Annotated in this window: 17 protein-coding genes; all 17 read left to right on the forward strand. The window is 53.3% G+C overall.

Annotated elements, in window-relative coordinates; all coding sequences use genetic code 11:
- Positions 1 to 41 precede the first annotated feature (41 nt).
- The 17 genes from pyrH to LH86_RS09320 all read left to right on the forward strand — a co-directional run bounded on the left by pyrH (position 42) and on the right by LH86_RS09320 (position 20,435).
- Positions 42 to 767, forward strand: coding sequence for a UMP kinase (pyrH, locus tag LH86_RS09240; protein WP_008456928.1), 726 nt, complete (start codon positions 42 to 44; stop codon positions 765 to 767).
- A 138-nt stretch (positions 768 to 905) separates the two neighbouring features.
- Complete coding sequence (gene frr, locus LH86_RS09245) at positions 906 to 1,463, forward strand: ribosome recycling factor (RefSeq protein ID WP_008456929.1); 558 nt, start codon at positions 906 to 908, stop codon at positions 1,461 to 1,463.
- A gap of 170 nt (positions 1,464 to 1,633) precedes the next feature.
- Positions 1,634 to 2,833 (forward strand): 1-deoxy-D-xylulose-5-phosphate reductoisomerase, encoded by a 1,200-nt coding sequence (gene ispC, locus LH86_RS09250; protein ID WP_039300530.1) that lies wholly within the window; start codon positions 1,634 to 1,636, stop codon positions 2,831 to 2,833.
- A gap of 186 nt (positions 2,834 to 3,019) precedes the next feature.
- Complete coding sequence (ispU, locus tag LH86_RS09255) at positions 3,020 to 3,772, forward strand: (2E,6E)-farnesyl-diphosphate-specific ditrans,polycis-undecaprenyl-diphosphate synthase (protein ID WP_008456932.1); 753 nt, start codon at positions 3,020 to 3,022, stop codon at positions 3,770 to 3,772.
- Positions 3,773 to 3,790: 18 nt separating this feature from the next.
- Positions 3,791 to 4,648 carry a phosphatidate cytidylyltransferase gene (gene cdsA, locus LH86_RS09260; RefSeq protein WP_039300532.1) on the forward strand — a complete coding sequence of 286 codons (858 nt, stop codon included), beginning with the start codon at positions 3,791 to 3,793 and terminating at the stop codon, positions 4,646 to 4,648.
- An 11-nt stretch (positions 4,649 to 4,659) separates the two neighbouring features.
- Positions 4,660 to 6,012 (forward strand): sigma E protease regulator RseP, encoded by a 1,353-nt coding sequence (rseP, locus tag LH86_RS09265; RefSeq protein ID WP_039300535.1) that lies wholly within the window; start codon positions 4,660 to 4,662, stop codon positions 6,010 to 6,012.
- 33 nt (positions 6,013 to 6,045) lie between these two features.
- The gene (gene bamA / locus LH86_RS09270; RefSeq protein WP_039300538.1) at positions 6,046 to 8,451 is read left to right on the forward strand and encodes an outer membrane protein assembly factor BamA; all 2,406 of its coding nucleotides are present in this window, start codon (positions 6,046 to 6,048) and stop codon (positions 8,449 to 8,451) included.
- A gap of 123 nt (positions 8,452 to 8,574) precedes the next feature.
- On the forward strand, positions 8,575 to 9,075 hold the full coding sequence (skp, locus tag LH86_RS09275) for a molecular chaperone Skp (protein ID WP_008456940.1): 501 nt from the start codon (positions 8,575 to 8,577) through the stop codon (positions 9,073 to 9,075).
- A gap of 3 nt (positions 9,076 to 9,078) precedes the next feature.
- Positions 9,079 to 10,104 (forward strand): UDP-3-O-(3-hydroxymyristoyl)glucosamine N-acyltransferase, encoded by a 1,026-nt coding sequence (gene lpxD / locus LH86_RS09280; RefSeq protein WP_039300541.1) that lies wholly within the window; start codon positions 9,079 to 9,081, stop codon positions 10,102 to 10,104.
- 148 nt (positions 10,105 to 10,252) lie between these two features.
- Positions 10,253 to 10,708, forward strand: coding sequence for a 3-hydroxyacyl-ACP dehydratase FabZ (fabZ, locus tag LH86_RS09285; RefSeq protein ID WP_039290428.1), 456 nt, complete (start codon positions 10,253 to 10,255; stop codon positions 10,706 to 10,708).
- A gap of 3 nt (positions 10,709 to 10,711) precedes the next feature.
- Positions 10,712 to 11,500 (forward strand): acyl-ACP--UDP-N-acetylglucosamine O-acyltransferase, encoded by a 789-nt coding sequence (gene lpxA / locus LH86_RS09290; protein WP_039290431.1) that lies wholly within the window; start codon positions 10,712 to 10,714, stop codon positions 11,498 to 11,500.
- A complete protein-coding gene (gene lpxB / locus LH86_RS09295; RefSeq protein WP_039300545.1) occupies positions 11,501 to 12,649 on the forward strand; it encodes a lipid-A-disaccharide synthase in 1,149 nt (382 codons plus the stop codon).
- Positions 12,646 to 13,242 carry a ribonuclease HII gene (gene rnhB, locus LH86_RS09300; RefSeq protein WP_039300548.1) on the forward strand — a complete coding sequence of 199 codons (597 nt, stop codon included), beginning with the start codon at positions 12,646 to 12,648 and terminating at the stop codon, positions 13,240 to 13,242. The genes lpxB and rnhB overlap by 4 nt, the downstream gene beginning before the upstream one ends.
- A gap of 34 nt (positions 13,243 to 13,276) precedes the next feature.
- On the forward strand, positions 13,277 to 16,759 hold the full coding sequence (gene dnaE, locus LH86_RS09305; protein ID WP_039300551.1) for a DNA polymerase III subunit alpha: 3,483 nt from the start codon (positions 13,277 to 13,279) through the stop codon (positions 16,757 to 16,759).
- Between the two features lie 12 nt (positions 16,760 to 16,771).
- On the forward strand, positions 16,772 to 17,731 hold the full coding sequence (gene accA / locus LH86_RS09310) for an acetyl-CoA carboxylase carboxyl transferase subunit alpha (protein ID WP_008456951.1): 960 nt from the start codon (positions 16,772 to 16,774) through the stop codon (positions 17,729 to 17,731).
- 115 nt (positions 17,732 to 17,846) lie between these two features.
- The gene (locus LH86_RS09315) at positions 17,847 to 19,988 is read left to right on the forward strand and encodes a lysine decarboxylase LdcC (RefSeq protein ID WP_039300555.1); all 2,142 of its coding nucleotides are present in this window, start codon (positions 17,847 to 17,849) and stop codon (positions 19,986 to 19,988) included.
- A 57-nt stretch (positions 19,989 to 20,045) separates the two neighbouring features.
- Positions 20,046 to 20,435, forward strand: a complete 390-nt coding sequence (locus tag LH86_RS09320; RefSeq protein ID WP_039290444.1) for a VOC family protein — start codon at positions 20,046 to 20,048, stop codon at positions 20,433 to 20,435.
- Positions 20,436 to 20,490: the final 55 nt, after the last annotated feature.

Consider the following 20,490-nt stretch of genomic DNA (forward strand, 5'->3'; position numbering starts at 1 on the left):
TTAACCATCCCCCATTCGTTGACTGTTCTCAGGAAAGAAACATGGCTACCAATGCAAAACCCGTCTACAAACGTATTCTGCTCAAACTGAGCGGCGAAGCTCTGCAAGGCACAGAAGGCTTTGGTATTGACGCGAGTATTCTGGACCGTATGGCTCAGGAAATTAAAGAGTTGGTGGAACTTGGCATTCAGGTCGGGGTGGTAATCGGCGGTGGCAACTTATTCCGTGGTGCAGGTCTGGCTAAAGCCGGCATGAACCGCGTCGTGGGCGACCACATGGGCATGCTGGCGACCGTAATGAATGGCCTGGCAATGCGTGATGCGCTCCACCGCGCCTATGTGAACGCCCGCCTGATGTCCGCTATTCCATTGAATGGCGTTTGTGATAACTACAGCTGGGCAGAAGCGATCAGCCTGCTGCGCGCTAACCGCGTAGTTATCCTGTCTGCCGGTACCGGCAACCCGTTCTTTACCACTGACTCTGCGGCCTGCCTGCGCGGGATCGAGATCGAAGCAGACGTGGTACTGAAAGCCACCAAAGTGGACGGTGTGTTTACCGCCGATCCGGCAAAAGATCCTGCTGCTACCATGTACGATCAACTGACCTACAGTGAAGTGCTGGATAAAGAGCTGAAAGTGATGGATCTTGCCGCGTTCACGCTTGCTCGCGACCACAAACTGCCGATCCGCGTGTTCAACATGAACAAGCCGGGTGCGCTGCGCCGTGTGGTAATGGGTGAGAAAGAAGGCACTTTAATTACTGAATAATTTCAGTTGCCCGGCAATCAGGGTAATATTTGGCTTTATCTACAGCCAGGAATAAACAGGGCTATACTTAGCCTGCGGCGTCGTAGCTGCAGAGAATAAGCGTGGTCTGCCTTAAACCAGTTTTCAAGGATTCGTAACGTGATTAGCGATATCAGAAAAGATGCTGAAGTGCGTATGGATAAATGCGTCGAAGCGTTCAAAAACCAAATCAGCAAAATCCGTACCGGCCGCGCTTCTCCAAGCCTGCTGGACGGCATCGTCGTAGAGTACTACGGCACGCCAACCCCGCTGCGCCAGCTGGCCAGCGTCACCGTTGAAGATACCCGTACCCTGAAGATCAACGTGTTCGATCGTTCAATGGGCCCGGCGGTAGAGAAAGCGATCATGGCTTCTGACCTGGGTCTGAACCCAAGCTCTGCCGGTACCGATATCCGCGTTCCACTGCCTCCGCTGACCGAAGAGCGCCGTAAAGACCTGATCAAAGTGGTTCGTGGTGAAGCAGAAGGCGCACGCGTTGCCGTACGTAACGTTCGCCGTGACGCTAACGACAAAGTTAAAGCGCTGCTGAAAGACAAAGAGATCAGCGAAGATGACGATCGTCGTTCTCAGGACGACGTGCAGAAGCTGACTGATGCTGCCATCAAGAAAGTGGATGCGGCTCTGTCTGAAAAAGAAACCGAGCTGATGCAGTTCTAATCCACAATTTTTGTGGGAAACTCGCCGCTACGTAAGGCCTCGCGACAAGCGAAGCGTTTACGGGCGGCGTTTTGCTTTATAAAAACGTCAAGTAAAGGCGTAGACAATAGGCGCCTTGCGCCGCAAACTATTGCGCCATTAATCCTTCATTTTACGACCCCGAGTACCTCATGAAGCAGCTCACTATTCTTGGTTCTACCGGCTCCATTGGCGCCAGCACGCTAAGCGTCGTTCGACATAATCCTGAAAAATTTTCCGTTACGGCTCTGGTTGCGGGCAGCAATGTCGGGAAAATGGTTGAGCAATGCCAGGAGTTCTCGCCGAAGTATGCGGTCATGGCCAGCGAGTCTGCGGCGGCGGAAGTGCGTCGTGCCCTGAAAGAGCAGGGGAGTAAAACTGAAGTCATGGCCGGTGAGCAGGCCGCTTGCGAAGTTGCTACGCTTGGCGAAGTGGATCAGGTGATGGCTGCTATTGTGGGCGTGGCAGGGCTGTCGTCAACGCTTGCTGCTATATCTGCCGGTAAACAGGTTCTGCTGGCGAACAAAGAGTCGCTGATAACCTGCGGCCGTTTGTTTATGGAAGCTGTTGCGCGTAGCAAAGCGCAATTGTTGCCTATCGACAGCGAGCATAACGCCATTTTTCAGAGTATGCCGGAAACAATCCAGCGTAACCTGGGATACGCTAGCCTCGAAGATAATGGCGTGTCGTCTATTATCCTTACTGGATCGGGTGGCCCGTTCCGGGAAACGGCTTATGCAGACCTGGCGGCGATGACGCCGGATCAGGCTTGTAGCCACCCGAACTGGTCGATGGGGCGTAAAATTTCCGTCGACTCTGCCACTATGATGAACAAAGGTCTCGAATACATTGAAGCTCGTTGGCTGTTCAACGCTTCAGCTGCGCAAATGGAAGTGCTGATTCACCCTCAGTCTGTTATTCATTCTATGGTTCGTTACCGCGATGGCAGTGTGCTAGCACAGCTTGGGGCGCCTGACATGCGTACGCCTATTGCTCATGCGATGGCTTACCCTGCGCGCGTAGAATCTGGTGTTACGCCGCTCGATTTCTGCAAAATCGGTTCGCTTACCTTCATGGAACCTGATTTTGAGCGCTATCCATGTCTTAAATTAGCCATCGATGCCAGCGCGCAAGGGCAGGCGGCGACAACCGCGCTGAATGCCGCGAACGAAGTGGTTGTAGAGGCGTTCCTGAATCAGCAGGTCAGATTTACCGATATCGCGGTGCTGAACCGCAGCGTGCTGGAGCAAATGAACTTAGCTGAACCACAAAGTGTGGATGAAGTGCTTAGTGTGGATGCTATTGCTCGTGAAATCGCCAGGAAACAAGTGATGCACCTCGCAAGCCGGTGATAATTCATCCGGCTGAAGTGCCGCCATTTGTTCGCTTTGTGCTTCAGTGATATAGTCTGCGCCACTTAATCGCCAGATGTGACTGAGCGTTGAGTGGAAAGCCGTGTCACAACACGGCTTTTTTATGCACCAGGCTTCAATATTCCTGAGTACCGCTTAATTTTTTTCAGGGAATCATTACGCGTTATGTTGTCTGCTAATCAACAATTAAGCGAATCCTTAACCACGCATGGCGCTCGCCATGTTGCCATCATTATGGATGGCAACGGCCGTTGGGCTAAGCGTCAGGGAAAAATGAGGGTTTTCGGTCATAAAGCTGGCGCAAAATCGGTACGCCGCGCTGTGACTTTCGCAGCGAACAACGGTATCGATGCGCTGACGCTTTACGCTTTTAGCAGCGAGAACTGGAACCGCCCCGCTCAGGAAGTGACCGCATTGATGGAGCTGTTCGTCTGGGCATTAGACAGTGAGGTAAAAAGCCTGCACCGTCATAATGTCCGCTTACGCATCATTGGTGATACCAGCCGATTTAACCTCCGCCTGCAGGAAAGAATTAAAAAAGCGGAAGCATTAACCAGTGAGAATACTGGGCTGACGCTCAATATCGCTGCGAATTATGGCGGACGTTGGGATATCATTCAGGGAGTGCGACAGCTTGCGTCGCAGGTGCAGGAAGGCTTATTGCGCCCGGATCAGATTGATGAAGAGCTGCTCGGTCAGCAGATCTGCATGCATGAACTGGCTCCCGTAGATTTAGTAATTAGGACAGGGGGAGAGCATCGCATCAGTAATTTCCTCATCTGGCAAATTGCCTATGCGGAACTTTATTTTACCGATGTTCTTTGGCCTGATTTCGATGAACAAGACTTTGAAGGTGCGCTAAATGCTTTTGCAAACCGAGAGCGTCGTTTTGGTGGCACAGCACCTGGTGGTGAATAAGCCTGTTGGGGGTCACTTTTGCTGAAGTATCGCCTGATTTCCGCGTTTATTATGATTCCCATTGTAATCGCTGCGCTGTTTTGGCTTCCGCCAGTAGGATTTGCGATTGCTACGTTGGTGATTTGTATGCTGGCTGCATGGGAGTGGGGGCAACTCGCTGGTTTCGTAGCGCGTTCGCAGCGTGTCTGGCTGGCGGTGCTATGTGGTCTGTTGCTTGCCGTCATGCTGATTTCGTTGCCGGAGTATCGGCATTCGGTGCATTTGCCGATAATCGAATTTTCACTTTGGGCATCGCTAGTGTGGTGGGTCGCGGCGCTGCTGTTGGTTCTGTTTTATCCGGCCTCTGCTGCATTGTGGCGTAATTCCAAACCGCTTCGACTGGTCTTTGGCCTGCTAACCATTGTTCCCTTCTTCTGGGGCATGGTGGCGCTGCGCAGCTGGCATTATGATATCAACCACTACAGCGGCTCTGTTTGGTTGCTGTATGTGATGTTCCTGGTCTGGGGCGCAGACTCTGGTGCTTATGTTTTTGGGAAAATGTTTGGCAAGCATAAACTTGCGCCAAAGGTCTCGCCTGGCAAGACCTGGCAAGGGTTTATTGGTGGCCTTGCGACTTCTGCGGTCATCTCGTTGCTGTTCGGCATGTGGGCGAATTTGAACGTAGCTCCCGTTGTTCTGCTAACCTGTTCCATTGTTGCCGCGCTGGCTTCCGTTTTGGGTGATTTGACCGAAAGCATGTTCAAACGCGAAGCGGGAATTAAAGATAGTGGTCACCTGATCCCGGGACATGGTGGTATTCTTGACCGTATTGACAGTCTGACAGCGGCGGTGCCGGTGTTTGCCTGTCTGCTGCTTCTGGTATTCAGGACGATTTAACGGAAGGTTTTATGTTGAGCATACTCTGGAATTTGGCTGCGTTTATCGTTGCACTGGGTGTTTTAATTACCGTGCACGAGTTCGGCCATTTTTGGGTTGCTCGCCGCTGTGGCGTTCGTGTGGAACGCTTCTCCATCGGGTTTGGTAAGGCGCTTTGGCGTCGTACCGACCGCCAGGGAACCGAATTTGTTATCGCGCTGATCCCGCTGGGTGGCTACGTTAAAATGCTGGATGAACGCGTTGAGCCGGTGCTGCCGGAGATGCGTCATGCTGCCTTTAACAATAAAACGGTTTCTCAGCGAGCGGCGATTATCGCCGCTGGCCCAATCGCTAACTTCATCTTCGCTATCTTTGCCTATTGGCTGGTGTTTATCATTGGCATTCCCAGCCTGCGTCCAGTGATCGGTGAAATAACCCCCAACTCTATCGCGGCGGAAGCACAAATTAGCGCCGGCATGGAACTAAAAGCGATAGATGGTATCGAAACGCCTGATTGGGATGCTGTTCGTTTAGCTTTAATCGGTAAGATTGGCGATGCGAGTGCGAGAGTTTCTTATGCGCCGTTTGGGACAAATCAAACGCGTGATGTCACCCTTGATCTAAGCCATTGGCAGTTTGAGCCTGATAAGCAGGATCCGGTCGTATCACTTGGGTTCAGGCCCCGTGGTCCGCAGATTGAAAATGTGCTGGACGAAGTTCAGCCGCAGTCCGCGGCCAATAAGGCAGGTTTGCAAGCGGGAGACAGGATCGTTAAAGTCAACGGTCAGCCGCTCCTTCAATGGAGTGAGTTTGTTAACCTGGTGCGTGACAATCCAGGACAGCCGCTAGCCGTAGAGATTGAAAGACAGGGGAGCCCCTTGTCTTTGACGCTGATACCGGATACAAAACCGGGTAAAGCGAAGGCAGAAGGGTTTGCAGGGGTAGTACCTAAAATTATCCCGCTGCCTGACGAGTACAAAACAGTGCGTCAGTATGGGCCGTTTACCGCTGTAGCAGAAGCCACGGATAAAACCTGGCAACTGATGAAGCTGACGGTCAACATGCTGGGGAAATTAATAACCGGTGATGTAAAACTGAACAACCTCAGTGGGCCAATCTCCATAGCTCAAGGGGCAGGTATGTCGGCGGAATATGGGTTAATTTACTTCCTGATGTTCCTGGCGCTTATCAGCGTCAACTTAGGGATCATTAACCTGTTTCCACTTCCCGTCCTTGACGGCGGGCACCTGCTCTTTTTGGCGGTTGAGAAACTGAAAGGCACTCCGGTTTCCGAGCGAGTTCAGGACTTCAGTTATCGCATTGGCTCTATTTTGCTGGTGCTATTAATGGGGCTTGCACTTTTCAATGATTTCTCTCGTTTATAGAGAGAATTAGGTTAGGAAGAACGCATAACAACGATGGCGATGAAAAAGCTCCTCATAGCGTCGCTGCTGTTTAGCAGCGCCACCGTATACGGTGCAGACGGGTTCGTGGTGAAAGACATTCATTTCGAAGGCCTGCAGCGAGTCGCCGTCGGTGCGGCCCTCCTCAGTATGCCGGTTCGCGTAGGCGATACCGTCTCTGACGAGGATATCAGTAATACAATCCGCTCACTGTTTGCCACCGGCAACTTTGAAGATGTGCGAGTTCTGCGTGATGGTAATACGCTGCTCGTGCAGGTCAAAGAGCGTCCAACCATTGCCAGCATCACCTTCTCCGGCAACAAGTCGGTGAAAGATGACATGCTCAAGCAGAACCTTGAAGCATCCGGCGTCCGTGTGGGGGAATCCCTCGACCGCACGACCCTGGGTGACATCGAGAAAGGGCTGGAAGATTTCTACTACAGCGTCGGGAAATACAGCGCCAGCGTCAAAGCAGTGGTCACGCCGCTGCCGCGTAACCGTGTTGACCTGAAACTGGTGTTCCAGGAAGGCGTCTCCGCAAAAATCCAGCAGATCAACATCGTTGGTAACCACGCGTTTACCACCGATGAGCTGATCTCCCGTTTCCAACTGCGTGATGAAGTGCCGTGGTGGAACGTCGTCGGCGATCGTAAATACCAGAAGCAAAAGCTGGCGGGTGACCTTGAAACCCTGCGTAGCTACTATTTGGATCGCGGCTATGCGCGTTTCAATATTGATTCCACGCAGGTTAGCCTGACGCCGGACAAGAAAAGCATTTATGTGACCATCAACATCACCGAAGGCGAGCAGTATAAGATCGCCGGCGTGGATGTGAAAGGCAATCTGGCCGGGCATTCTGCGGAAATCGAAAGCCTGACTAAGATGCAGCCGGGTGAGCTGTATAACGGCACCAAAGTCACCAAAATGGAAGACGACATTAAGAAACTGCTGGGTCGCTATGGTTACGCCTATCCGCGCGTACAGACTCAGCCAGAAATTAATGACGCTGACAAAACCGTGAAGCTGCACGTTAACGTCGACTCCGGTAACCGTTACTACGTGCGTAAGATCCGCTTCGAAGGCAACGATACCAGTAAAGATTCCGTTCTGCGTCGTGAAATGCGCCAGATGGAAGGTGCGTGGCTGGGTAGCAACCTCGTTGATGCGGGTAAAGAACGTCTGAACCGTCTGGGTTACTTCGAGACTGTCGATGTGGACACCCAGCGCGTATCCGGTAGCCCGGATCAGGTTGACGTTGTTTATAAAGTTAAAGAGCGTAACACCGGTAGTTTCAACTTCGGCGTTGGTTACGGTACTGAAAGCGGTGTGAGCTTCCAGGTTGGTGTTCAGCAGGATAACTGGTTGGGTACGGGTTACTCGGTTGGTATCAGCGGAACCAAAAACGATTACCAGACCTACGCGGAACTGTCAGCAACCGATCCGTACTTCACGGTTGATGGCGTTAGCCTGGGTGGTCGTATCTTCTTCAACGACTTTAAAGCTGATGACGCGGACCTGTCTGACTACACCAACAAGAGCTACGGGCTGGATACAACCCTGGGCTTCCCGGTGAATGAATACAACACGCTGCGTCTCGGTTTGGGTTACGTGCATAACGATCTGTCGAATATGCAGCCGCAGATAGCGATGTGGCGCTACCTGGATTCTGTGGGTCAGCACCCAACTATGAATGCCAACGACAACAGTTTCTCGGCAGATGACTTCACTCTGAACTATGGTTGGACATACAGCAACCTCGACCGTGGTTACTTCCCGACGGATGGTTCTCGCGTCAACCTGAATGGTAAAGTCACCATTCCGGGTTCTGATAACGAGTTCTACAAAGTGACGGTGGATACGGCGAGCTACTTCCCGATCAATGACGATCACACGTGGGTTGTGCTGGGTCGTACCCGTTGGGGTTACGGCGATGGTCTGGGCGGTAAAGAACTGCCGTTCTACGAGAACTTCTATGCCGGTGGCTCCAGTACTGTGCGTGGTTTCCAGTCGAACAACATCGGCCCTAAAGCCGCTTACTTCGGGCCGAACCAGCGTAACTGTACAACCGGTAATGTATGTAACTCTAACGATGCGGTGGGCGGTAACGCCATGGGTGTAGCCAGCCTTGAGCTGATTACCCCGACGCCGTTCCTGAGTGAGAAGTACTCAAACTCTGTTCGTACTTCCCTGTTTGTCGATGCAGGTACCGTTTGGGATACCAAATGGGAGAACACTGACGCGACCAGAGCTGCAGGTATACCTGATTACAGCTCGCCAAGTAACATCCGTATGTCTGCAGGTATTGCGCTGCAGTGGATGTCGCCTCTGGGGCCGCTGGTCTTCTCTTATGCTCAGCCGTATAAGAAATATGATGGAGACAAGGCAGAACAGTTCCAGTTTAACATTGGTAAAACCTGGTAATTTGTTCTGCGCGATGGAACGCAACAGCAGTGAGGCGCTGCACCTGTTAGCCGTTTAGTCAGTTGACAGGTGCTCGCAAAAAACAGTGTCTTCGGACGCCTATGGGATGGTAAGGAGTTTATAGTGAAAAAGTGGTTAGTTGCCGCAGGTCTCGGGATTGCTATGGTTGCTTCAGCCGGCGCTCAGGCTGCCTCCAGCATCGCAGTAGTTAACATGGGCAACCTGTTCCAACAGGTCGCACAAAATACCGGTGTTTCTAAAACCCTGGAAAATGAGTTCAAAGGCCGCGCCAGCGAACTGCAGGGAATGGAAAACGATCTGCAATCCAAAATGCAGCGCCTGCAGCGCGATGGTTCAACCATGAAAGCTTCAGATCGCAGCAAAATGGAAAAAGACGTCATGGCTCAGCGCCAGTCGTTCTCCGAAAAAGCACAGGCTTTTGAGCAGGATCGTAACCGTCGTTCCAACGAAGAGCGCAGCAAACTGGTTACTCGTATCCAGGCCGCTGTGAAGAAAGTTGCAGACGATAAAGGTTATGATGTTGTTCTGGATGCAAACACCGTTGCTTACGCAGGTAACGACGTTAAAGACATCACTGCAGACGTACTGAAACAGGTTAAATAAGTAATGTCTTCAATTCGACTGGCTGAATTAGCCCAGCAGTTGGATGCAGAATTGCACGGTGATGGCGATATCGTCATCACCGGCGTCGCATCTATGCAAACTGCCCAGTCTGGCCACATTACGTTCATGGTTAACCCTCGCTATCGTGAACAGCTGGCTGTCTGCCAGGCTTCTGCCGTCGTGATGACCGAAGCCGACCTTCCATACGCTAAGAACGCGGCGCTGGTAGTGAAAAATCCCTACCTGACCTATGCCCGTATGGCTCAAATTCTTGATACCACGCCTCAGCCTGCAAGCGACATTGCGCCAAGCGCAGTTATCGATGCCACGGCGAGGCTTGGTCAAAATGTTTCTATCGGCGCAAATGCCGTTATCGAATCAGGCGTTGAGCTGGGCGATAACGTGGTGATCGGCGCTGGTTGCTTTGTAGGTAAAAATACCAAAATCGGCGCGGGTAGCCGTTTATGGGCCAATGTCTCTATCTATCACAGCATCGAAATCGGTGCTCAGTGCCTGATTCAGTCCAGTACGGTGATTGGTTCAGATGGTTTTGGCTACGCTAACGATCGCGGTAACTGGGTAAAAATTCCTCAGCTAGGCCGGGTGATTATTGGCGATCGCGTTGAAATTGGTGCCTGTACGACAATCGATCGCGGCGCCCTGGATGACACGATCATCGGCAATGGTGTTATCATTGATAACCAGTGCCAGATTGCACATAACGTTGTGATTGGCGACAATACTGCGGTTGCGGGTGGCGTTATCATGGCGGGCAGCCTGAAAATTGGCCGCTACTGCATGATTGGTGGTGCCAGCGTAATCAACGGCCATATGGAAATCTGTGACAAGGTGACCGTGACAGGAATGGGAATGGTGATGCGTCCGATCACTGAACCGGGAGTTTACTCTTCGGGGATCCCGCTCCAGCCGAACAAAGCGTGGCGTAAAACCGCCGCCCTGGTGATGAACATCGATGAGATGAGTAAACGCTTAAAAGCCATCGAACGTAAGGTCAACCAACAAGACTGATCGTCGCCTGCTCCCTGCGCTGCCGTGTTTCCGGCCATTAGGGCTGGAGCGTAAGCCGCGCTTTTTGATTTGCGGCCTGCTGGCATTCTTTGATTGCCGCAGGCCGTGTTATTATTGTCATTTAGAATATTTAGACAGGAAGAGTATTTTGACAACTGACACTCATACTCTGCACATTGAAGAGATTTTAGAGCTTCTGCCGCACCGTTATCCGTTCTTGCTGGTTGACCGCGTGCTGGATTTTGAAGAAGGTCGTTTTCTGCGCGCAGTAAAAAATGTCTCTGTAAATGAGCCGTTTTTCCAGGGGCACTTCCCTGGTAAGCCGATTTTCCCGGGCGTATTAATCCTGGAAGCGATGGCGCAGGCTACCGGTATTCTTGCGTTTAAAAGCGTGGGTAAACTTGAGCCGGGTGAACTGTATTACTTTGCTGGCATCGATGAAGCGCGCTTTAAGCGCCCTGTTGTGCCTGGCGATCAGATGATTATGGAAGTGACCTTTGAGAAAACTCGTCGTGGTTTGACGCGTTTCAAAGGCGTCGCAATTGTTGACGGCAAGATTGTCTGCGAAGCGACCATGATGTGTGCACGCAGCCGGGAGGCATAATACGTGATTGATAAGTCCGCCTTTATTCATCCAACCGCTATTGTGGAAGAAGGTGCCATTATCGGCGCTAACGTTCACATTGGTCCGTTTTGTCTCGTAGGTCCAAACGTTGAAATCGGCGAAGGCACGGTTCTGAAATCTCATGTTGTCGTCAATGGTCATACCAAAATTGGCCGTGACAATGAGATCTACCAGTTCGCGTCTATCGGTGAAGTTAACCAGGATCTGAAATATGCGGGTGAGCCAACTCGCGTGGAAATTGGCGACCGCAACCGCATTCGCGAAAGCGTCACCATCCATCGCGGCACGGTGCAAGATGCTGGATTAACGAAGGTGGGAAGCGACAACCTGCTGATGATCAATGCGCACGTTGCGCATGATTGCCAGATTGGCGATCGCGTTATCCTCGCGAACAACGCAACGCTTGCGGGTCACGTACAAATCGGAGATCACGCCATCATCGGTGGAATGACCGCGGTGCATCAGTTCTGCATCATCGGTGCCCATGTGATGGTTGGCGGCTGTTCCGGCGTTGCTCAGGACGTTCCACCTTACGTTATCGCGCAGGGCAACCATGCGACGCCGTTTGGTGTGAACATCGAAGGCCTGAAGCGTCGCGGTTTCAGCAAAGAAGCGCTGCACGCTATTCGTAACGCGTATAAGATCCTCTATCGCAGCGGCAAGACGCTTGAAGAGGCGAAGCCGGAAATCGCTGAAATTGCAGCTCAGCATCCGGAAGTGAATGCATTTATTGAATTCTTTGCCCGCTCCACGCGCGGTTTGATTCGTTAAATGAAGCCTGATCGTCCCCTTACGATTGCCCTGGTCGCCGGAGAAACCTCCGGCGATATTCTTGGTGCCGGACTTATTCGCGAACTGAAAGCTCGCGTGCCTGATGCTCGCTTTGTTGGCGTGGCCGGGCCGCTTATGCAGGCTGAAGGTTGTGAAGCCTGGTATGAGATGGAAGAGCTTGCGGTCATGGGCATCGTTGAAGTGCTTGGCCGTTTACGTCGTCTGCTGCAGATCCGCAGCGATCTCACGAAGCGTTTTACCGAGCTGCAGCCGGATGTCTTTGTCGGCATTGATGCGCCGGATTTCAATATCACGCTCGAAGGCAACCTCAAGAAGCTAGGGATCCGCACGATCCACTACGTCAGTCCGTCCGTTTGGGCATGGCGTCAAAAACGCGTTTTCAAAATTGGCAGAGCGACCGATCTGGTACTGGCTTTTCTGCCTTTCGAAAAAGCGTTTTACGACCGGTTTAATGTACCGTGTCGCTTCATCGGGCATACCATGGCGGATGCCATGCCGCTCGATCCTGATAAAAACGCGGCTCGCGCGACGTTAGGCATTGCGGCAGATGCAAAATGTCTGGCGTTGTTGCCCGGCAGTCGCGGCGCTGAAGTCGAAATGCTTAGCGCGGACTTCCTCAGAACAGCGCAATTGCTTCGTAAGCGCTGGCCTGCGCTGGAAGTCGTGGTGCCGCTGGTGAATGCAAAACGCCGGGAACAGTTTGAAAAGATCAAAGCTGAGATTGCCCCCGAACTGCATGTACATCTGCTGGATGGAAAAGCACGCGAAGCGATGATTGCCAGTGACGCGGCGCTTCTGGCCTCCGGCACGGCTGCGCTGGAATGTATGCTGGCCAAATGCCCGATGGTGGTTGGCTACCGCATGAAGCCGTTTACGTTCTGGCTGGCGAAGCGGCTGGTGAAAACCGATTACGTTTCTCTGCCAAACTTACTGGCAGGCCGCGAGCTGGTTAAAGAGCTGCTGCAAAACGAATGTGAGCCTATCGGGCTTGCCTGTGCGCTGGAGCCGTTGCTGGAAGACGGTGCCGTCAGCCATCAGATGCACGATACCTTCCGGGATTTGCATCAGCAGATCCGTTGTAATGCGGACAAGCAGGCGGCGGACGCCGTGCTGGAGCTGGCTCAATGATCGAATTTGTTTACCCGCATATGCACCTTGTCGCCGGCGTGGATGAAGTAGGGCGTGGGCCTTTGGTCGGTGCCGTTGTCACTGCAGCAGTGATCCTAGATCCGACAAAGCCGATTATTGGGTTGGCGGATTCGAAAAAACTATCTGAAAAACGCCGTCTGGCGCTGTATGACGAAATTGTCGAAAAGGCATTAAGCTGGAGCCTGGGTCGTGCTGAGCCGCACGAGATCGACAACATCAACATTTTGCATGCCACGATGCTGGCCATGCAGCGTGCGGTTGCGGGCCTGAGTGTTGTGCCTGAATATGTGCTGATTGACGGCAACCGTTGCCCGGCGTTGCCTATGCCGTCGCTGGCGGTTGTTAAAGGCGACAGCCGGGTGGCAGAAATCAGTGCGGCGTCAATACTTGCCAAAGTCACGCGCGATCGTGAAATGGCCGAGCTGGATCTCAGCTTCCCGCAATACGGGTTTGCTCAGCACAAGGGCTACCCAACCGCGTTTCATCTCGAAAAGCTTGCCGAGCACGGTGCCACCGAGCACCATCGCCGCAGCTTTGGCCCCGTCAAACGCGCGCTTGGACTCGTCTCCTGAGCGTTAGTAGCTGATACAGAGTAATTGGTGAGAGATGGCTGAACCACGTTTCATTCACCTTCGGGTGCACAGCGACTATTCCATGATTGATGGGCTGGCTAAGACCGGGCCGCTGGTAAAAAAAGCCGCGGCGCTGGGAATGCCTGCTCTCGCTATCACCGATTTCACCAACCTCTGTGGGTTGGTCAAATTCTATGGTTCTGGTCACGGAGCCGGGATTAAGCCGATCATCGGTGCGGACTTTAACGTTGCCAACGAACTGTTAGGCGATGAGCTTAGTCATTTGACGGTGCTGGCCGCAAACAATGAAGGCTATCAAAACCTCACCTTACTGATCTCTCGTGCTTACCAGCGTGGCTACGGCGCAGCGGGCCCGATTATTGACCGAGAGTGGCTGGTCGAGTTAAACGAAGGGCTGATTCTGCTCTCCGGCGGGCGCATGGGAGATATTGGCAAAAGCCTGCTTCGTGGAAACCAGCCGCTGGTCGATCAGTGCCTGGAATTCTGGCAGCAGCATTTTGCCGATCGCTTCTATCTGGAACTGATTCGCACTGGCCGGGTGGATGAAGAGAACTATCTTCACGCTGCCGTGGCGCTGGCTGACGAACGCGGCTTGCCGGTTGTCGCGACCAATGACGTCCGCTTTATTGATGCTGGCGACTTTGATGCCCACGAGATCCGCGTGGCGATTCACGACGGCTTCACGCTGGACGATCCTAAACGCCCGCGCAACTATTCCGCCCAGCAATATATGCGTAGCGAAGAAGAGATGTGCGAGCTGTTTTCGGACATCCCGGAAGCGCTGGAAAACAGCGTTGAGATTGCCAGGCGCTGTAACGTTACCGTGCGCCTGGGCGAGTACTTCCTGCCGCAGTTCCCGACGGGAGAGATGACCACCGAAGACTTCCTGGTCATGAAATCCAAAGAGGGGCTGGAGGAACGTCTTGAGTTCCTGTTCCCGGAACCGGAAGTGCGCGCGCAGAAACGCCCTGAATACGACGAGCGCCTGGATATCGAGCTCCAGGTTATCAACCAGATGGGGTTCCCCGGCTACTTCCTGATCGTGATGGAGTTTATCCAGTGGTCGAAGGATAACGGCGTGCCGGTTGGGCCAGGCCGTGGCTCTGGTGCGGGTTCGCTGGTGGCCTATGCACTGAAAATCACCGACCTTGATCCGCTTGAGTTTGACCTGCTGTTCGAACGCTTCCTTAACCCGGAGCGTGTTTCGATGCCTGACTTCGACGTCGATTTCTGCATGGAAAAACGCGACCAGGTGATCGACCACGTTTCCGAGATGTATGGGCGTGAGGCTGTTTCTCAGATCATCACCTTTGGTACGATGGCAGCGAAGGCGGTTATTCGCGACGTAGGTCGCGTACTCGGTCACCCTTACGGATTTGTCGATCGTATTTCCAAACTGGTGCCACCGGATCCCGGCATGACGCTGGCAAAAGCCTTTGAGGCAGAGCCGCAGTTGCCGGAAATCTACGAGGCTGACGAAGAAGTTAAAGCGCTTATCGACATGGCGCGTAAGCTGGAAGGCGTCACGCGTAACGCCGGTAAGCATGCCGGGGGCGTGGTTATCGCCCCAACCAAAATTACCGATTTTGCGCCGCTTTATTGTGACGATCAGGGGCAGCATCCGGTTACCCAGTTCGACAAGAACGACGTTGAATATGCGGGCCTGGTGAAGTTTGACTTCCTGGGGCTGCGTACGCTGACGATCATCGACTGGGCGCTGAAAATGATCAACCCCCGTCGGGCAAAGCAGGGGCTGGAGCCGATTGATATCGCCGCCATCCCACTCGACGATAAGAAAAGCTTCGACATGCTGCAGCGCTCGGAAACTACCGCGGTCTTCCAGCTTGAATCCCGCGGCATGAAAGACCTGATTAAGCGCCTGCAGCCTGACTGCTTCGAAGACATGATCGCCCTTGTGGCACTTTTCCGTCCGGGCCCGCTGCAGTCGGGGATGGTAGATAACTTCATCGACCGTAAGCATGGCCGCGAAGCGATTTCTTATCCGGACGTCGAATGGCAGCACGAAAGCCTGAAGCCGGTACTGGAGCCTACCTACGGCATCATCCTGTATCAGGAACAGGTTATGCAGATTGCCCAGGTGCTTTCCGGTTATACCCTCGGCGGCGCGGATATGCTGCGTCGTGCGATGGGTAAAAAGAAACCGGAAGAGATGGCTAAGCAGCGCGGCACCTTTGAAGAGGGCGCGATCAAGAATGGCGTCGACGGCGAGCTGTCGATGAAAATCTTTGACCTGGTGGAGAAATTTGCCGGGTACGGATTTAACAAATCTCACTCCGCCGCCTATGCTTTGGTTTCGTACCAGACGCTGTGGCTGAAGGCACACTACCCGGCAGAGTTTATGGCGGCCGTGATGACCGCCGATATGGATAACACCGAGAAAGTGGTGGGCCTGGTGGATGAGTGCTGGCGCATGGGGCTGAAAGTCCTGTCGCCGGATATTAACTCTGGCCTTTATCATTTCCACGTTAACGATGACGGGGAAATTGTTTACGGCATCGGCGCGATAAAAGGCGTGGGCGAAGGTCCGATTGAAGCCATTATCGAAGCGCGTAATCAGGGCGGGCACTTCCTCGATCTCTTTGATTTATGCGCGCGCTCCGATATCAAAAAGCTTAACCGCCGGGTGCTGGAAAAACTCATTATGTCCGGGGCTTTTGACCGCCTTGGACCTCACCGCGCGGCGCTGATGAATGCGTTGGGTGATGCGTTAAAAGCGGCCGACCAGCACGCGAAAGCGGAAGCCATTGGCCAGGCAGATATGTTCGGCGTTCTGGCCGAAGAGCCTGAGCAGGTCGAAAAGTCCTACGCCAGCGTGATTCCCTGGCCTGAACAAGTGGTGCTGGAAGGGGAGCGCGAGACGCTCGGACTGTATCTTACCGGTCACCCGATCAACCAGTACCTGAAAGAAATCGAGCGCTATGTCGGTGGCATGCGCCTGAAAGAGATGCACCCGACGGAACGTGGTAAAATGACCACGGCCGCGGGTCTGGTGATTGCTTCGCGGGTTATGGTCACCAAGCGAGGTAATCGCATCGGCATCTGTACGCTGGATGACCGCTCCGGTCGTCTGGAAGTGATGTTATTCACAGATGCGCTAGAAAAATACCAGCATCTGCTGGAAAAAGACCGTATCCTGATCGTTAGCGGACAGGTCAGCTTTGATGACTTCAGCGGAGGGCTTAAAATGACGGCCCGCGAGCTGATGGACATCGACGAAGCCCGTGAAAAGTACGCGCGTGGGCTTGCTATCTCGCTGACGGACAGGCAAATTGATGACCAGCTTTTAAACCGTCTCCGTCAGTCTCTGGAACCCCATCGTTCGGGGACAATTCCAGTACATCTCTACTATCAGAGGGTGGATGCACGAGCCCGGTTGCGCTTCGGTGCGACATGGCGTGTTTCCCCTAGCGATCGTTTACTTAACGATCTGCGAACGCTGATTGGTTCGGAGCAGGTGGAACTGGAGTTTGACTAAAACAGGAATATTATGAGTCTGAATTTCCTTGATTTCGAACAGCCGATTGCAGAGCTGGAAGCGAAAATCGATTCCCTGACGGCCGTTAGCCGCCAGGATGAAAAACTGGATATTAATCTGGACGAAGAAGTGCAGCGTCTGCGCGAGAAAAGCGTTGAGCTGACCCGCAAGATCTTCGCTGATTTAGGTGCATGGCAGATCGCGCAGCTGGCGCGCCATCCGCAGCGTCCGTACACCCTGGATTACGTTCGTCTGGCTTTTGATGAGTTCGACGAACTGGCCGGCGACCGTGCCTATGCCGACGATAAAGCTATCGTGGGCGGTATTGCTCGTCTGGAAGGTCGTCCGGTGATGATCATTGGTCATCAGAAAGGGCGTGAAACCAAAGAGAAAATCCGTCGTAACTTCGGTATGCCAGCCCCAGAAGGCTACCGTAAAGCGCTGCGTCTGATGGAAATGGCTGAACGCTTTAACATGCCGATCATTACCTTCATCGATACGCCGGGTGCTTATCCGGGCGTTGGCGCTGAAGAACGCGGTCAGTCTGAAGCGATCGCTCGCAACCTGCGTGAAATGTCCCGTCTGAAAGTACCGGTCATCTGTACCGTTATTGGTGAAGGTGGTTCCGGTGGTGCGCTGGCCATTGGCGTGGGTGACAAAGTGAACATGCTGCAGTACAGCACTTATTCCGTTATTTCCCCGGAAGGTTGTGCGTCAATCCTGTGGAAGAGCGCGGATAAAGCCCCGCTGGCCGCAGAAGCGATGGGGATCATTGCTCCTCGCCTGAAAGAGCTGAAGCTGATTGATACCGTGATCCCTGAGCCGTTGGGCGGTGCGCACCGCAATCCAGAAGTGATGGCCGCTTCCCTGCGTGCACAGCTGCTGGCCGATCTGGCGGATCTCGACGTGCTGAATAAAGACGAATTGTTAAACCGTCGTTATCAGCGCCTGATGAGCTACGGTTACGCCTGATTTTAAGTTGTAAAATAGCGATAAGGGTCGGATTTTCCGGCCCTTTTTGCATTTATCGCTTCATGGAAAACCCCATTGCGCTATGCTTAGCCAGGTGATTTCCAGGAGGTGAACATTGAATACCATTGCGATTATGGGGCCGCACGGCGTTTTCTACAAAGACGAGCCTATTAAGGAACTGCATCGCGCGCTGGAGCTGCAGGGCTTTCAGCTCATCTACCCCACCAACAGCACCGATCTGCTTAAGCTGATTGAGCACAACCCTCGTATCTGCGGCGTGGTCTTTGACTGGGACGAATACAGCCTCGACCTGTGCAGCGAAATTAACCTGCTGAACGAAGATCTGCCGCTGTATGCATTCATCAATACTCATTCCTCTCTGAACGTAAGCGTGAATGAAATGCGCATGGCGCTGTGGTTCTTCGAGTATGCGCTGAGCGCGGCCGACGACATCGCCCTGCGTATTCGCCAGTACACCGACGAGTATCTGGATACCATTACGCCGCCGCTGACCAAAGCGCTGTTCACCTATGTGAAAGAAGGGAAATACACCTTTTGCACGCCGGGGCACATGGCCGGTACCGCCTACCAGAAAAGCCCGGTCGGCTGCCTGTTTTACGACTTCTTTGGCGGTAACACGCTGAAGGCGGATGTGTCGATTTCGGTGACGGAGCTGGGCTCGCTGCTAGACCATACCGGCCCTCATCTGGAAGCGGAGGAGTACATTGCCCGTACCTTCGGCGCCGAACAGAGCTATATGGTGACCAACGGCACTTCGACATCCAACAAGATAGTCGGCATGTATGCCGCGCCGTCCGGCAGCACGATTCTGGTCGATCGTAACTGCCATAAATCGCTGACCCATTTGCTGATGATGACCAATCTGGTGCCGATCTGGCTGAAGCCTACGCGTAACGCGCTGGGGATCCTGGGCGGTATCCCGCAGCGTGAATTTACCCGGAAAAATATCGAGAAAAAGATCGCTGAAACCCCGAATGCGCAGTGGCCGGTACACGCGGTTATCACCAACTCGACCTACGATGGGCTGCTGTACAACACCGATTTCATCAAAAAAACGCTGGATGTGCCGTCGATTCACTTTGACTCTGCCTGGGTGCCCTATACCAACTTCCACCCGATTTATCAGGGTAAAAGCGGCATGAGTGGTGACCGGGTACCGGGGAAAATTATCTATGAAACCCAGTCGACCCATAAGCTGCTGGCGGCGTTCTCTCAGGCTTCGCTGATTCACATTAAAGGTGATTACGATGAAGAGACCTTTAACGAAGCCTACATGATGCACACAACCACTTCCCCGAGCTATCCGCTGGTGGCCTCGATTGAAACCGCTGCGGCGATGCTGCGTGGTAACACAGGGAAGCGGCTGATCAACCGTTCCGTTGAACGCGCCCTGCATTTCCGTCGTGAAGTGCAGCGCCTGCGCGAAGAATCAGAAGACTGGTTCTTCGATATCTGGCAGCCCGATCATGTTGATGAGGCTGAGTGCTGGCCCATTGCCCCCGGAGAAGAAGACTGGCATGGCTTCAGGGACGCTGATGCGGATCACATGTACCTCGACCCGATTAAAGTCACTATTTTGACACCTGGCATGAGCGAGCTGGGCGAGATGGCAGAAGAAGGGATCCCTGCGGCGCTGGTGGCCAAGTTCCTCGACGAGCGAGGTGTTGTTGTCGAGAAAACTGGCCCGTATAACCTGCTGTTCCTGTTCAGTATTGGGATTGATAAGACAAAAGCCCTGAGTCTGCTGCGCGGGCTGACGGAGTTCAAGCGCTCCTACGATCTTAATCTGCGAGTGAAGAATATGCTGCCGGATCTGTACGCGGAAGATCCAGACTTCTATCGCAACATGCGTATTCAGACGCTGGCGCAGGGGATCCACAAACTGATCAAGCAACATAACCTGCCCGATCTGATGCTGCGCGCTTTTGATGTCCTGCCTGAAATGCGTATGACGCCGCACGAGGCTTATCAACAGCAGGTGAAAGGCAACGTTGAAACGGTAGAAATTGAAGAACTGTTGGGCAGAGTTTCGGCCAATATGATCCTGCCTTATCCACCGGGCGTGCCGGTGGTGATGCCGGGGGAAGTGATCACCAAAGAGAGCCGGGCGGTGCTCGATTTTCTGCTGATGCTGTGTTCTGTGGGGGAACATTACCCGGGCTTTGAAACGGACATTCACGGAGCGAAACTCGGTGAGGACGGCGTCTACAGAGTACGAGTCTTAAAAGAGGCTTAAGCGCTTGCTTTGCAGGGAAGCGATGATTACCTTGCCTGAAGTGACTAAGGAGATTTTATGCTGGGCTTAAAGCAAATTCATCACGTCGCGATTATCGCGTCGGACTACGAACGCAGTAAGCAATTCTATTGCGATGTGCTGGAGTTTACGCTGGAAGCGGAAGTTTACCGCAAAGAGCGGGACTCCTGGAAAGGCGATCTGGCGCTGAACGGCCAGTACGTTATTGAGCTATTCTCTTTCCCGTTTCCGCCAGTACGCCCAAGCCGCCCGGAAGCCTGCGGGCTTCGTCACCTGGCATTCAGCGTGGAAAATATCGACCAGGCGATCACGCATCTGGAAAGCCACGGTGTGAAATGCGAGCCCATTCGCGTCGATCCTTATACCAATAAACGTTTCACCTTCTTTAGCGATCCCGACGGCCTGCCGCTGGAACTTTATCAGCAGTAAACCTTGCCAGCGCCGCGAATGCCCGGTAATTTGCCGGGCAAACCCTTCGTAACGA

This window comes from Cedecea neteri (assembly GCF_000758325.1).
Taxonomy (GTDB): domain Bacteria; phylum Pseudomonadota; class Gammaproteobacteria; order Enterobacterales; family Enterobacteriaceae; genus Cedecea; species Cedecea neteri_B.

Excerpts from the sequence above, each read along its gene's own strand:
- pyrH (WP_008456928.1), top strand. The coding sequence starts at position 42 with ATGGCTACCAATGCAAAACCCGTCTACAAACGTATTCTGCTCAAACTG.
- LH86_RS09320 (WP_039290444.1), top strand. The coding sequence starts at position 20,046 with ATGCTGGGCTTAAAGCAAATTCATCACGTCGCGATTATCGCGTCGGAC.
- accA (WP_008456951.1), top strand. The coding sequence starts at position 16,772 with ATGAGTCTGAATTTCCTTGATTTCGAACAGCCGATTGCAGAGCTGGAA.
- rnhB (WP_039300548.1), top strand. The coding sequence starts at position 12,646 with ATGATCGAATTTGTTTACCCGCATATGCACCTTGTCGCCGGCGTGGAT.
- ispC (WP_039300530.1), top strand. The coding sequence starts at position 1,634 with ATGAAGCAGCTCACTATTCTTGGTTCTACCGGCTCCATTGGCGCCAGC.
- rseP (WP_039300535.1), top strand. The coding sequence starts at position 4,660 with ATGTTGAGCATACTCTGGAATTTGGCTGCGTTTATCGTTGCACTGGGT.
- bamA (WP_039300538.1), top strand. The coding sequence starts at position 6,046 with ATGGCGATGAAAAAGCTCCTCATAGCGTCGCTGCTGTTTAGCAGCGCC.
- lpxD (WP_039300541.1), top strand. The coding sequence starts at position 9,079 with ATGTCTTCAATTCGACTGGCTGAATTAGCCCAGCAGTTGGATGCAGAA.
- lpxB (WP_039300545.1), top strand. The coding sequence starts at position 11,501 with ATGAAGCCTGATCGTCCCCTTACGATTGCCCTGGTCGCCGGAGAAACC.
- ispU (WP_008456932.1), top strand. The coding sequence starts at position 3,020 with ATGTTGTCTGCTAATCAACAATTAAGCGAATCCTTAACCACGCATGGC.
- dnaE (WP_039300551.1), top strand. The coding sequence starts at position 13,277 with ATGGCTGAACCACGTTTCATTCACCTTCGGGTGCACAGCGACTATTCC.